This is a genomic window from Desulfosporosinus sp. BICA1-9 (assembly GCF_000802135.1).
Genome location: NZ_JUEE01000055.1, coordinates 1 through 13,866, shown reverse-complemented (window position 1 = coordinate 13,866; position 13,866 = coordinate 1). Strand labels below are relative to the sequence as shown.

Sequence of the window (13,866 nt, the reverse complement as noted above, 5' to 3'; positions counted from 1 at the left end):
TAAAATTGGTTTGTATAAGTATTGTCACCAGTACGGTTTGGCTGTTCACAATGGTGCTGCTTTAGTTATTGCAAGACGAAGTTACGGTTTAAAAGAAGCTGTACCAAAACTTCTTCAGGATAAATTAGTACTTGAGAAAAAACTGGTCGCTTTTAAAAAAATGAACGCATGGGGTCAGTGGAGTGAAGTTAGTAAACAAGTAACGAAATTATTTAAGAAACGAAAGGAAGTGAACACGCCTGGTTTATGGCTAGTGCGTAGGAAAGAACTACTGGGGATTGCTTAACAATTGAACTTAAAATAAACCACTGCACAAGTACACTTAGTTGAAAGGCTTGTGCGGAGTGACCTTTAAGGGCGACTAACCGTCGCACATCTGGTGTACTTAATGGATGTCGTGCTCCAAAGGCTCGCGGATGTTTGATACGAGAGTATTAACCCTAGTAGCTGAATCCTGTGATGCTACCACTTTGTTTAGTCGGCAAAGTGAAGATACTGGGCAAATGTATAGAATTGTTCAGTATTTAGAAACCAGGACGAGAATTTTGATTACGAAGAAACACTTTATCCTAAGCTTGTTCCTTATTAGCATCATTGTGTTTGTCTATGTGCCTAAGGCTAGTGCCTCTACAGCCACGAACAGAATTGCTGGCTATGACAGATATCAAACCACCGTAGCTGCTAGCCAAAGAGGCTGGCCTGACGGGGCAGATTTAGCCATCCTCGCCTACGGAGAGGATTATCCAGATGCTTTAAGCGCTGGACCATTAGCTAATAAGTATAATGCCCCGATACTATTGACAGGCTCCAAAGATTTAAATAGCGACACTGCTTACGAGATGCAACGACTGAACGTTAAAAAAGTCTATATCATTGGCGGGGAAGCGGTTGTCTCTAAAGAAGTAGAAAATCAACTTTCTTCCATGGGTATTACCGCTGTACGACTAGCAGGTCAGGATCGTTATGAAACAGCCCTCAAAGTAGCTCTAAAAGTCGGATTAAGCAAGGGCGTTTTTGTAGCGCTCGGTACAGATTTTCCAGATGCCTTGTCCATAGGTCCGATTGCAGCAGCCAATGAGATGCCCCTCCTACTAGTACCTCCCCATGATCTTACAGCAAGTCAAAAGATTTTTTTACGTAAAAATAAAATCCCAGCAAGTTTTATCTTGGAAAATTCAAAACTTAGTGACGAAGTGATCTATCAATTTCCAAATTTCGAAGTTATTGACGGAGTAGACCCTTACGAACGCAATATCAACTTGATCACGCGATTTGCGGATAGTCTCGATCTAGATACGCTCTATATTGCAACAGGTGAGATTTTCCCTGATGCTCTTGCCGCCTCTGCTTTAGCACAAAAAACCAAGAATCCCCTTCTTTTACTTAAGGGCAATACCCTTCCGAACTCAGCACTTTCGTTCCTGAGCTCTAATATCATTTCCGAACTCCACATTATGGGTGGCACCAGTGTTATCAGCGCCTCTACAGAATCAACACTCGCAACTCTGCCCCCTCAGATAGCGTCAGTTGATAACCTCAGTGACACTGTTCAAGAACAACAAACCTATGATCCACCGAAAACCGTTACTGTAACCACAACCAACGGGTTAAAAGCGAAAGTTCCGGTAACATGGAGTTTGACCTCTGTTATTTCCCAAACCACTGGAAATTATGAATTGGAAGGAACAATTAAGAACTATAGCAATAATGTTTATCTTAGTTTGACCGTTACTCCGATCTGGAATAAGATTACAGCAGAAATCATCCAAAACAGTAACTTCATTTTTCCATCAACCGTCGAAGTACCCATGAGTGATAATACTGTCAAAACTCTTCCCGTTACCTGGAGTATAAATACTGCCAATTTAAATAAGATAGGTACTTACAAATTTGAAGGAACAATTCCAGACTCAACCAAAAAGGTTAGCTTAACGCTTAAGGTTTCCGCAGACAGTGAAATCAAATTCCCGGATCTTGCTTTAAAGACGATTGTTAGCCGGAGGCTAGGAAAACACCCAGATGCAGCAATCTACAAAAGTGATGTCCTCGAGATCACTGATTTATTTGCCTACGACTCTGGAATTACAGATATCAACGGGTTGGAATACTTTACGAATTTAAAAACTCTTTATCTTGGCAAAAATAACCTCAAAAAGATAACTCAGCTAGCAAAACTGACTAATCTAAACCACTTAGATTTAAGAAACTGTGGACTTAACGATCTCACTGCCTTAAAAGGTTTAACCTCCCTTACCTTTCTCGACGTAGCGTCGAATAGTGTTGAGAACTTTACTCCTTTGGGGCAATTAACCAAACTAACCTCACTTTATCTGAGTAGTAATAACACGTTAGATTACGGCCCTGTCAGGATATATTACAATAATCTTAAGGAAAAAGATTTCCATTTTGGGGGTAATTAGGGTCTGGGTTACAGACCTCCACATAACCGAGTTGAAAACCAAATCTAATAATGAAAAATGGAGTTCTATTTTGAATAGAGCTCCATTTCTATTTTTTCTTTACCTTTCCAAGGATACATATGCCCCCATGTAAAGGGAAAGAATCGTTAGTTAGGTCATAAATGGATTCTGGGTCTTAGCTAATTACACCATCATAGTTTTATAGTCCTTTGAAAACCAGTCATCAGCTTACCAACTTCGTCACAGCCATAGACTACAATGCTATTATCAGCCTTTACAATTGCTACGACTGCTCCTTTATAATCGGACTGCTCTACTTCTGATGGCACTGTTGTCACAATCTCGTCTAATACATAGACTGCCGGTGTTGGTTCATCTGCGGGGGCCACTACAGTTGCTACGCCCATTTTGTTGGTAATTGGATTTGTCATATCTTCAACTTTAGGGTTCTCTGAATCACCAAAATAAGACGTTAATTTTGTGGCTACATCTTCCGTGCTCTGTAGTCCGTAGATTGTCATTATTACTGATCTATAGTTTGATTGAACCCCAGTAAGTTTGGCAGCTGTTCTAATATGCTCCATCTCTGGGAATGCCAGAAACCCTACGACAACGATGACTATCATCAGCTCAGTTAGGGTATACCCGCCTTCTTTTCTTGGTCGTATCATAATAGACTATCCCTCCTACCTATAAATGTTGCCATTTTGTAGGAGTTATAACCTTTATCTAGCCCCTTTACTCCACTAAGTCCGAAGATAAGTTCAGCCTAAAGGTCTGATATAGGAAGCCTATGGCCTATGGGGTCATGGCCTATGGGGTCAGGCTTGCATGGCCTATGGGGTCAGGCTTGAAATATTCCCTTTTCCCTCAATCTTCCTCATGATTTCGTCAACAATCTAGTTCCTTTGCTCTCTCCACTTCTGATTTTCGAAACCATTGAACCAATACTCGAATATCTAGTTTAGCAATGCAGATTATAGTATAATATTTACATAGGAGTAGGTGATACTCATTGGAGACGAAGATCAGCGGTCATAATAACGACATTATCATGAAAGCCACAGCGGAGATGTTCAAGAACAAAGCGTTAACAGTGTTTGGGCTTAAGACAGCGAAGATTGTTGGCATTATGCCCACGGTTTTACCCGTTGTAGAGGCAAAAGAGAAGCGAGTAGACTTTGTTTTCCTCTTAGAAGACGATACTCTGCTCCATTTGGAATTCCAGACCACAGTACCTGAAGATCTTCTGCGGCGAGTTGCTTACTACGGAGCTCGAATTGTTGAAAGACACAACATGGATGTCAACACAGCGATCATTTATTCAGGTCGTATAGAAAGTGCGCCTGAACTCCTGGACAAAGGCTCCCTGTGCTATAGAGTCACCAATGTCTTTCTTAAGAGCATGGATGGCGATGCAGAATATCATAGAATAAAGACCCTGGTTGAGAACGGGCTAAAATTAGAAGAAACAGATCTCATGAAACTGATACTCCTACCCTTAATGAAAAGTCAACAACCCGAAGCAGAGATGACCCTAAAAGCTGCAGAATTGGCCAAAGCATCCCATGGCAAATCAATCGGCTTTGTTATCGGTGCAATCATTGCTATTACGGACAAATTTCTACCCGAAGACTATAAGAAAAAATTACTGGAGGTGCTGCGCATGACCCAGATTGAAGAATGGCTAAAAGAAGAAGGTAAGGCCGAAGGCAGAGTTGAAGGCAAGTTGGAGGGTAAGCAAGAAGGTAAGATGGAAGGTAAGCAAGAAGTCGCCCGTAATGCATTGAATGAAGGGCTAGAACCTGAAATTGTAGCTAAAATCACAGGCCTACCTCTTAAAACAATCCAGAAAATCAAAGGAGACCTGGCTAACTAAATTAGTCTCGTTGAAGTATCTTTTACGGGTCGAAAGTGGCGGAATCGTCAAAGGGGCTGTTGCAAAACGTACTGAAAGTTCGTAAGCATCAGCCCCTTTTTTAATATATCAGACTACCATGCCGCTAGGCGGCACCACTGATGAATGAAAATTATGGAGTAGTTCTTTGGATAAAGAGTACTTGGGATTTGCTATGGGGAGGAGCACTTTTCTGCACGCGTCTGCGAGTTCCACCGCTGGCTCGCTGGACGGTTCGCGAGCGCGTCCGAACCTCTGGGCATTTCTGCATGTGAACCTACGGCGCGCTACGGGGACGCGAACCGTCGGCGCTCACCTTAGCGCGGCTCCACAAACGCATCCGCTTAGCAGAAAAGCGCTCCTCTAGGCCAGTTTGATGGGAGTGTAAGCAGTACTTTGGGGGTTCTTGGGCTAGGCTTCTGGGAATCTTGGCTTCAGTTCAGGTCCACTAGGTCAACCGTGGCTATCGGCTGCAAGAAGGTTAAAGAACACGACACTTTTCTAAAATGCTATTACAGTAATCACATAACTCCGGCACATCATGATTAATGGTTTCCCATACGGTTGGAATGGCAATATCTCCATATTTATGGGCCATAATATTCCTCATGCCCTTAATATTTCTCCATGGTACTCCGCTGTAAATCTCCTTAAAGTTATCAGTTAGGTGACCTGACAACTCTCCGATTTGAAGAATGCACAGGGCTACCGCATTTCTATAAATTGAATTAGCGTTGAAAACCTCAAAGGAATTACCAAAGTACTCCTGTGTATGGAAAATCTCGTTGCAATATTTGATGATATGCTCCAAAATGTCGGCGTTTCTTTCGTTACTGTCCATAGAGTACAATTTCCTCCCTGCTTATCCTTCTCAAGAACTTCTCGTTCAGACTTTCAGTAGTTAGAATATCGACACGAGTATTAAGCTTTTCCTCAATATCTAAATGAAAACCTGAAAGCTGAAAAAGTCCTCTTATCTGACCCTTGTCAATACGCAGGTCAATATCACTATCCTGCCTTGCCTCGCCCCTTGCATAAGAGCCAAAGAGCCAAACCCGTTCAACCCCATATTGTTGGGCGACATCACGAACAATATCTCTTATTTCTTCGATTGAATAAATTTGTTTAGACATTTCCGAACGCCCTTTCTTATGGTAATATTTGTTATTATTATACAATTTCAGCTTATAGAATTCAACCCAATTCTATGATTTACATACAATTGCTCCTCCGACATCTGAATATTTCTTTACAATGCACCGGTTGTTCCAAGCGCAGTTTTCCAAAGAGAAGAAGGAACTCGAATCGAGTTCCTTCTTCTCTTTGTTTTAAATAAATTCTATCTCAAGCGGCATATTTTCAATTAACTTCTGCAACTCTGGCCAGCAATCCTTCGTCGTCTGAATCATAACCTCTCCCAGTGCTTTGTCCGTCGTGGTGACAATACCAAGATGACCCAAACCCTCAACTAGCTTGCATAACATTTGGATTTCCGACCGATTTATTCGGCCTTTGATGATAAGGTCAATGCTCTCAAATATAGAGTTCACTTGAGGGTCCTTCTGCACTTCTGGATAATTCATCAGCTATTCTCCTTAATCTTAACTGCTCTTTGTTTTTTGTGTAAAAAGTCAAATATAATTCTTCTAATCATCAAAAAACTCTATCTCAAACGGCATCATTTCTATGGCTTTCTTTAAGTCTGGCCAGCAATCCTTGGTCGTTTGAATCATAACCTCACCTAGTGCCTTATTTGTCGTAGTCACAATGCCAAGATGCCCTAAGCCCTCAACCAGTTTATCCAACATCTGCATTTCCACTCGTTCTAAACGCGCATGAACTATGACATCAGCATCCGCAAACAGAAAGCTTTTTTGCTCCAAAGCATTCACCCAATCGTCTCCTTAATCTGCGACCTTAAAACAGATATCTCTAATACTACTGTAAAGAAATCAAAAGTAATAATTAGCGCCCTGATATATTCGTTTACAGTTTTTAATCTATCTTTTTCCGATCTTCGCCCGCCGCAAAATACTATACGGTAGAATTTCCTCGGGTACCGCCATCCTTATCTTTTGTTGGGCATGACGAGCGACTTCAACAGGTTCCCCCTCAGTATCCCACATTTCCTTGACCTCAAAGGACCAAGACGCACCCTGTGGGGTGAGTACCTCTAATACCTCTCCCCGCTTAAAATTATTCCTTTGCTCGATCCAAGCCGTATAATTATTGAACGAGTCAAAATCGTCGCATTCTCTCTTATTCAGCTTGACTTCATTGCACAGATTCTTATTGACATCCTCTTCAGCGTGCTCATTCTCATCTTCCAACAACCCCACCCCGACGAAGTCATAATCTCTCACATAATGTGAGGACTCTAAGTTATGCGACTTGGCCCCTGGTTTGCCGAACAGAAATCCCGGTGAATAGTCTCGGTGGCTGACTTTATCCATCTCTTCCAACCACTCAGGGAGCTTCTCTTGAAACGCTTCCTCCCCCTGATCCCACAGCGTGTCGATGGCTTCACGATAGACTTTGACTGTGCTGGCTACATATTGAACGCTTTTCATCCGTCCCTCAATCTTATAGCTGTCCAGGTTAATAGTCTTTAACAAAGGTAGATGCGGCAAAAGACATAGATCATGGGAATTAAAGACATAGGTCCCGCGTTCATCTTCCTCAATCGGGAAGCTTTGCTCCGGACGCTTTTCCTCGACCAGACTATATCCCCAACGACAGGGCTGGGTACACTCGCCCCGATTAGCATCCCGTCCGGTTAAATAATTACTTAGTAAGCACCGCCCAGAATAGGACATGCACATTGCGCCATGAATAAAGACCTCTAGCCCTCCCTCAACCTTGGAACGCACCTCCCGTAGTTCCTCAAGGGTAAGCTCTCGAGCCAGGACGACCCGCTCTATCCCTTGCTTGAGCCAAAATCGCACTGAATAGGAATTCGTGCTATTCGCTTGGGTGCTTAAATGCAGAGGTAATCGAGGGGCGACTTCTTGGGCCATCGCTATGATGCCCGGATCAGAGACGATAGCTCCGTCCACTCCCAGTTTTTCCAACTGCTTGAGATAAGCCGGAAGTTCCTCAAAATCAGGTTCATGAGCAAAGATATTTACCGTCACATAGAGTTTCTTACCCAAGCCATGGGTCCAAAGGACTGCCTTCTCCATTTCCTCTGAATTGAAATTTCCGGCATAAGCCCGAAGGCCAAAAACCTGACCACCCATATAAACCGCATCCGCTCCATAGGCCAGAGCGTATTTTAACTTTTCCCAATCTCCCGCAGGCGCTAACAATTCTGGTTTTCTCATCAAGAATTCCCCTAACATTTACTCTAAGCCCGTTTCGATTAGCTTATTGATATAGTTTATCATAAACAAGGGCATTCTAATAAAGTTTTGTGCCCCTTGGGATTGATTCTTATTATTTGCAAAACTTTGACAAATTTTACTCAAACCTTATACAATAGTGGTATTATTATGTTAAAAGAAGTTCAAAACGTTGAGGAGGCACCCATAGAATGACTGAACAATTATCTTATCAAGGAACTGAGGATTATATCGTTTCAAATGATCTTCAGAACAGCGTTAACATCTCAGTGGCTTTAAAAAGGCCCCTCTTGATTAAAGGAGAGCCTGGCACCGGCAAAACAGTCTTAGCGGAAAGTATTGCTCGTTCACTTGGTTTGCGCTTGATAATCTGGAATATTAAATCGACCACCAAAGCTCAGGATGGTCTTTATGTCTATGATACAGTCCAGCGCCTCTATGACAGTCAATTTGGGGAGCAGAATGTTTCTAACATTAAACAATACATTAAGCTTGGCAAATTAGGTGAGGCCTTTGAATCGACTGAGCGGGTCGTCCTCTTGATTGACGAGATCGATAAGGCAGACTTAGAATTTCCCAATGATTTACTCTGGGAATTAGATGTCATGAATTTTTACATACCGGAGACGGGCGAAACCATCACGACAAACCATAGGCCTATCGTCATTATAACAAGCAACGCCGAAAAGGAACTACCTGATGCATTCTTGCGGCGCTGTGTTTTCCATTATATTGACTTTCCTGACCAAAAAATGATGGAAGAGATTGTGCATGTCCATTTTCCAGACTTGGAAAAGCAATTACTCGCTGAAGCTTTAAAAGCATTCTATTGGTTGCGTAGTATCTCAGGTTTACAGAAAAAACCCAGTACTAGCGAACTTCTGGATTGGGTTCAAGCCTTGACGATCGGTGGTATCGAGCCCAGTAAGATTGCTCAGGAAATTCCTTTCTTAGGGGCCTTGTTAAAGAAAAATCAGGATTTTGATTTGACCTTAAGGCAACTTCATACGCGCGGGACTGATAATTCGTCTCGAGCCAAACGCGGCTGGTAGACTATGTATACAAACTTTTTCTATACACTGCGTCGTGAGGGGATTCCCGTTTCTATCACAGAATGGCTGACCTTGATGGAGGCCCTTTCAGTTGGCTTAGCCGACTCTAGTCTGTCTGGTTTTTATTATTTGGCCAGAGCTATCTTGGTTAAAAGTGAAAGTCATTTTGACCAATATGATCTTGCGTTTCAGAAGTATTTTCAAGGAATAGAAACCCCAGCACAATTATTGGATCAGGTTTCGAAATGGATGGAAAATCCTTTGCCTCCAAAAATGTTCTCTGAAGAAGAACGCAACGAGCTGTTAAAGAAATTGGGCTTGCCGGATTGGGAGAGTTTAAAAGCCGCTTTGGAAGAACGTTTGCGCACCCAAGATGGTGCTCATCACGGTGGAGGTAATTGGATTGGTACGGGCGGGACCTCAGCCTTCGGACACTCTGGTTTTCATCCTGGTGGAGTGCGCATCGGGGGTGAGTCCTATGGGCAATCCGCGGTGAAAGTCGCATCTGAGCGGAATTACCGTGACTATCGCAGTGATGAAACGTTAGGAGTCCGTCAGTTCGAAGTGGCTTTACGCAAGCTGCGTCAGTTTAGTACGCGCCTAGATGGCCTCAAAGACCAACTGGATTTAGATGATACGATTGATGAAACCTGTAAAAATGCCGGACGCTTAAAGTTGGTCTGGACGAGACCCCGCAAAAACTCGGTCAAGGTTATCGTTCTGATGGATGTCGGTGGTTCGATGACGCCTTATGCCAATATCTGTAGCCAATTGTTCTCAGCGGTCCATAAATCTTCCCATTTTAAGGATTTGAAGTTTTATTACTTCCATAACTGTATCTATGACCTGCTGTATTTGGATGCTTCAAATAACCCCAGAAAAGCCGTTAAAACTGAGGACATTCTGAGTTCGCTTAGCTCAGACTACAGAGTGGTTATAATCGGGGATGCAGCCATGGCTCCCAGCGAATTGATGATGAGCGATGGTAACATCTATTGGGGTCTTGGCAATGAAGAACCCGGGATTACCTGGTTACAGCGGATAGCTAAGAAGTTCCCCTATAACGTTTGGCTCAATCCTCTACCCGAGAAATATTGGGACCGTGTTCACGGCTACCAAACGTTAAAAATAGTGCGCGATATTTTTCCGATGTTTGAGTTAACCCTAGAGGGGCTTGATTGGGCAATTAAGAAATTAATGGTGCGCAAATAGATAGCGGCTGTCGCAAAGTAGAAATTATATTTTTCCTTTGAGACAGCCGCTTTGCTAACTACCAATCGATTCACTTATTCTTGCTAAGACCCCATTAACTATCCTAAAACACTCTTCAGTGTCTTCTTTGCTTACAATGAGAGGATCAACCAATCAAACTCACCCCTGTCCTCTTAATAATACCTGGAAATGTCGCCTGATCATCCATGTTATTTTGCCATTCTTGTGGGGTGTAAACCACTACATCCAAATCCACTTTATATTCTACTTCAATCAATATATCTCTGACTATTTTCCTTTTATCGTTCGTTTCAAGAATTATACAAATATCCACATCACTACTTCGAGAAACCCTACCTTTGGCGCAGGAACCAAAAAGAATGATGTCCATAGGATGATACTTCTTAATAAGTTGATTTTTTATGTTTTCTATTTCAATATCATAGGGGCACATAATCGCCCGTCCTCCTTTCTACCAATAGAGCCTTCGATCTTTCCAACAATTTTAGCTTCCCCTTACATAAGAGCCAAAAAGCCAAACCTTCTCAACCCCATACTACACTACTGGGCTACATTACGGACAATATCTTATTTCTTCAATTGAATAAATTCGATCCGACATCTCCGATTGCCCTTTCTTATGGTAATATTTGTCATTATTATACTTTCACCTGTGATTGAATTCAACCCCCTTCGAGGATTGTTAAGCAAATAAGCTGAAAGTCAGCTCTCAGAAAAATCTTTTACACAACACCCCTTGACGAAGTACCTTCTGCTATATTACAATACAGAAAATTAACATGCAAGACAATGATGAGAATTAGTAAGTCTTTTGTGGAATGTTCTAGCGAGTCAGAGCTGGTGAGAGTCTGATACACTTCCTGTAGACCGAATGGATTTCAGAGTCGTAATCCGAACACGCTTTGGCGTCAGTAGGTGATACCGGGGGTTTCCCGTTACAGAGACACGGATATCGAGAGGTCGACTCTCCGCATCTGCTTATTTGTACCAAATTTGAAAGTATAAATTTCAGGTGGGCCAAGAACAACTAAACGACCGCCTTCGCTGAGGCTTGGCGCTAGTAGTTTTCAATAGGCACGAGATTCGAGACTACTCCGTATCTAAGAACTGAAGTATGGGTTCTGTTAGAACCTGTGCGAAAAGGTGGCATAATGGAAATTAACTTTCCGTCCTTTACAGGGCGGAAAGTTTTTTAGTTTCAAAAAATAAATGAGTGATGGAGGAATTCGAAATGGAAAAAGGATATTTTGGTCAATATGGCGGAAGTTTTGTCCCACCCCAACTACAGGATGCTCTAAATCAATTGGACGATGCCTTTGAGACGTATAAGGACGAACCTGCCTTCAACGAGGAACTTGACTACTATCTACGCCAATACGTTGGCCGTCCCAACCCACTCTACTTCGCAGAAAAACTTTCCAAACAATTAGGCGGAGCAAAAATCTATTTCAAACGAGAAGATTTAAACCATACCGGTGCCCATAAAATTAACAACGTCCTAGGTCAAGCCTTGCTTGCTAAACGCATGGGAGCCAAACGAGTCATCGCAGAAACTGGCGCAGGGCAACACGGGGTAGCCACAGCAACGGCCTGTGCCCTCTTTGACATGGAATGCGTCATTTATATGGGAGAAGAAGACACGAAGCGCCAATCCCTCAATGGCTTCCGGATGGAACTCTTGGGAGCCAAAGTGATTTCCGTAACTTCCGGAACACGCACTCTAAAAGATGCTGTAGACGCAGCCCTTGGAGATTTCGCCGTTAATTATGAAACAACCTTTTATATGCTTGGTTCGGCTGTGGGGCCACATCCCTTCCCCACCCTAGTCAAACACTTCCAATCGATTATTTCCCGGGAAGCACGCCAACAAATCCTGGAAGCAGAGGGGAAACTCCCCGACGCAGTCATGGCTTGTGTCGGCGGTGGAAGCAACGCCATCGGCATGTTTGCTAATTTCATCCCCGACTCAAACGTCAGACTCATAGGGGTCGAGCCAGCTGGTCTAGGCTTAGAAACCGGAAAACATGCAGCCCCCCTCACTGCCGGAGCACCTGGAATCGTGCATGGTTTTAAATGTTACGTCATGGCAGACGAACATGGAGAGCCCCTTGCCACCCATTCCATTTCAGCTGGTCTGGACTATCCCGGTGTAGGACCAGAACACAGCTACCTGAAAGATATCGGTCGTGCCGAGTATGTGAGCATTACCGACCAAGAATCCCTGGACGCTTTCCACAGACTTTCTAGAACTGAAGGCATCATCCCAGCCCTTGAGAGTGCACACGCAGTCGCCTATGCCCTTAAGCTCGCTCCTACCATGAATCCTGACCAAATCCTAATCGTCAATCTATCCGGCCGCGGAGACAAAGACGTCGAACAAATCTTCAACATGGGTCACTGATATAATTTCACATTCTTTAAATGCTCTGCGTACGTTTTAGCAAATGCATGATACCCGTCCTTTTTAGCCACGAAGTATAAAAAATCCGTTTTAGCCGGATTCAAGACTGCTTCTAAGGAGGCATGACCGGGATTGGCAATCGGTCCTGGTGGCAAGCCTGGGTGGAGATAGGTATTATACGGTGAAGGAATCTGAAGATCCTTTTCATAAAGCACCGGTTTGGGAGTGCCGAGCAAAAATTGGATAGTAGCACAGGATTGAAGAGGTTGGTTAATCTTTAGCCGATTCAGAAACACGGCAGCGATCAAAGGGCGATCTGATTCTTTCACCGCCTCTTTTTCGACTAAAGAAGCTAGGGTAACCCACTCGGAAACGGAAAACTTCTTGCTATCGAGTTGAGTCTGTACGTCAGAAGTGAGTTCTTTCTCAAACTGTTTAAGAAAGATATCGATTATTGCATGAGGGCTCGATTGCCTACTAATTTCATAAGTATTGGGAAATAAATATCCCTCTAGACGATGGACCCCTTTAGGTGTATTTTTCAGAAATGAATAAGGGTAGGTGTCTTCCGTAATCACCTTGGTCAAATCTGTTTTATTCGAGATCCCCTTCTGTACTAATAAATCAATAATTTGTTCTGTGGTATACCCTTCTGGAATAGTCACACGCTGGGCATCTAACATCGTTGCCCCTTTTGTCAGGCGATTGATCATTTCCTCCGGGGACATCATCGGAGCTAATTGGTAATCCCCAACATAAAGCTTGAATTCATCGTTCCGTACACGCGCTAAATATCTAAACGCCCATGCACTGCGAATCAGCTGACGCTGTTCTAATTCCCCAGCTAATTGAGCAGCCGTTGTTCCCGGAGCAATCGTAATCTTTACACTATTGTCAGTAGTCGAATAGGGCTTTATAGCCCAAGACCACCAAGACAATAAACCAAAACCCCCAGCCATGGAAAGTAGAATAACCCACTTTAAGATACCGATGCCGAAGGACTTTTTCTTTCTGGACATTTCTCACTCCCTCTCCACTATGTTTCAGAAATACCTCGAGTCCCCACACGAAAAATCTGGTTGGTCGGTGCATACCAGTCACGACCCAAAAACTGCTTGCCTTCATTGCCATCCTTGTCTCGAGTCACCTTCCAGGTGTTGACAACGATCCCCTTCGAACCTTTTTGCTCCTGAACAACTCGTCCTGCAGAAAGTTTGGAGTCAAGGCGGTTCTCTACCTTATAGTTGAGTTCTTTCTCCACTTGTCGTTCAATACTGATGGATAATCCCGTCTTCTTACCCCATAGCCGAACAGTAAGAGCACCTGCTTTTACATCTGTCCGCAAATAGACGATACTCGTGGAATTATTTTTAAATTTAAAATCAAGATTAGGATAACTGACGGTTGCATCTTGACCTGGAGGTACATAACTAACGACAACCTCATGAGGTTTCCGTTCTATAATTTCTAAATTACTTAGCAAGACAGCATTATATAACGTCGAAGAGACTTGACAGATGCC

The 13,866-nt window shown here is 43.2% G+C and carries 15 protein-coding genes and 1 pseudogene; 7 read left to right on the top strand and 9 right to left on the bottom strand.

Annotated features, from left to right (window positions below; all coding sequences use genetic code 11):
- Both JL57_RS07350 and JL57_RS07345 read left to right on the top strand, forming a co-directional pair.
- A pseudogene (locus tag JL57_RS07350) lies at window positions 1-286 on the top strand (IS200/IS605 family accessory protein TnpB-related protein); the annotation flags it as partial.
- Window positions 287-416: 130 nt separating this feature from the next.
- Window positions 417-2,420, top strand: a complete 2,004-nt coding sequence (locus tag JL57_RS07345) for a cell wall-binding repeat-containing protein (RefSeq protein WP_291299808.1) — start codon at window positions 417-419, stop codon at window positions 2,418-2,420.
- A 191-nt stretch (window positions 2,421-2,611) separates the two neighbouring features.
- On the opposite strand, the gene JL57_RS07340 is transcribed toward JL57_RS07345, so the two are convergent.
- A complete protein-coding gene (locus tag JL57_RS07340; RefSeq protein WP_034141406.1) occupies window positions 2,612-3,091 on the bottom strand; it encodes a type II secretion system protein in 480 nt (159 codons plus the stop codon).
- A 344-nt stretch (window positions 3,092-3,435) separates the two neighbouring features.
- On the opposite strand from JL57_RS07340, the gene JL57_RS07335 reads away from it, so the two are divergent.
- Window positions 3,436-4,299: a hypothetical protein gene (locus JL57_RS07335; protein WP_034141405.1), complete on the top strand. Its 864-nt coding sequence runs from the start codon at window positions 3,436-3,438 to the stop codon at window positions 4,297-4,299.
- 140 nt (window positions 4,300-4,439) lie between these two features.
- A complete protein-coding gene (locus tag JL57_RS33785; protein ID WP_291299807.1) occupies window positions 4,440-4,592 on the top strand; it encodes a hypothetical protein in 153 nt (50 codons plus the stop codon).
- 206 nt (window positions 4,593-4,798) lie between these two features.
- Here the strand turns inward: JL57_RS33785 and JL57_RS07330 are convergent, their stop codons facing one another.
- From JL57_RS07330 to JL57_RS07310, 5 genes are all read right to left on the bottom strand, one after another.
- Window positions 4,799-5,158, bottom strand: coding sequence for a DUF86 domain-containing protein (locus tag JL57_RS07330; protein ID WP_034141404.1), 360 nt, complete (start codon window positions 5,156-5,158; stop codon window positions 4,799-4,801).
- The gene (locus JL57_RS07325; RefSeq protein ID WP_034141403.1) at window positions 5,148-5,450 is read right to left on the bottom strand and encodes a nucleotidyltransferase family protein; all 303 of its coding nucleotides are present in this window, start codon (window positions 5,448-5,450) and stop codon (window positions 5,148-5,150) included. Before JL57_RS07325 ends, JL57_RS07330 begins: the two co-directional genes overlap by 11 nt.
- Window positions 5,451-5,645: 195 nt before the next feature.
- Window positions 5,646-5,900, bottom strand: a complete 255-nt coding sequence (locus JL57_RS07320; protein ID WP_034141402.1) for a DUF4911 domain-containing protein — start codon at window positions 5,898-5,900, stop codon at window positions 5,646-5,648.
- Between the two features lie 63 nt (window positions 5,901-5,963).
- Window positions 5,964-6,209, bottom strand: coding sequence for a DUF4911 domain-containing protein (locus JL57_RS07315; protein WP_045691823.1), 246 nt, complete (start codon window positions 6,207-6,209; stop codon window positions 5,964-5,966).
- Between the two features lie 108 nt (window positions 6,210-6,317).
- On the bottom strand, window positions 6,318-7,640 hold the full coding sequence (locus tag JL57_RS07310) for a U32 family peptidase (protein ID WP_291299806.1): 1,323 nt from the start codon (window positions 7,638-7,640) through the stop codon (window positions 6,318-6,320).
- Window positions 7,641-7,849: 209 nt separating this feature from the next.
- On the opposite strand from JL57_RS07310, the gene JL57_RS07305 reads away from it, so the two are divergent.
- Together JL57_RS07305 and JL57_RS07300 are read left to right on the top strand one after the other, a co-directional pair.
- The gene (locus JL57_RS07305; protein WP_034141400.1) at window positions 7,850-8,710 is read left to right on the top strand and encodes a MoxR family ATPase; all 861 of its coding nucleotides are present in this window, start codon (window positions 7,850-7,852) and stop codon (window positions 8,708-8,710) included.
- A 3-nt stretch (window positions 8,711-8,713) separates the two neighbouring features.
- On the top strand, window positions 8,714-9,922 hold the full coding sequence (locus tag JL57_RS07300; RefSeq protein WP_034141399.1) for a VWA domain-containing protein: 1,209 nt from the start codon (window positions 8,714-8,716) through the stop codon (window positions 9,920-9,922).
- A gap of 145 nt (window positions 9,923-10,067) precedes the next feature.
- On the opposite strand, the gene JL57_RS07295 is transcribed toward JL57_RS07300, so the two are convergent.
- Window positions 10,068-10,376 carry a nucleotidyltransferase domain-containing protein gene (locus JL57_RS07295; protein WP_034141398.1) on the bottom strand — a complete coding sequence of 103 codons (309 nt, stop codon included), beginning with the start codon at window positions 10,374-10,376 and terminating at the stop codon, window positions 10,068-10,070.
- Between the two features lie 798 nt (window positions 10,377-11,174).
- Here JL57_RS07295 and trpB point away from each other — a divergent pair.
- Window positions 11,175-12,344 carry a tryptophan synthase subunit beta gene (trpB, locus tag JL57_RS07290; protein ID WP_291299805.1) on the top strand — a complete coding sequence of 390 codons (1,170 nt, stop codon included), beginning with the start codon at window positions 11,175-11,177 and terminating at the stop codon, window positions 12,342-12,344.
- Here trpB and mltG read toward each other — a convergent pair.
- Window positions 12,338-13,363, bottom strand: coding sequence for an endolytic transglycosylase MltG (gene mltG, locus JL57_RS07285; protein ID WP_034141396.1), 1,026 nt, complete (start codon window positions 13,361-13,363; stop codon window positions 12,338-12,340). The two genes, trpB and mltG, sit on opposite strands and share 7 nt — an antisense overlap.
- 17 nt (window positions 13,364-13,380) lie before the next feature.
- Window positions 13,381-13,866, bottom strand: a 486-nt coding sequence (locus JL57_RS07280; RefSeq protein ID WP_034141395.1) for a VanW family protein, incomplete at its 5' end; no start/stop codon positions are given.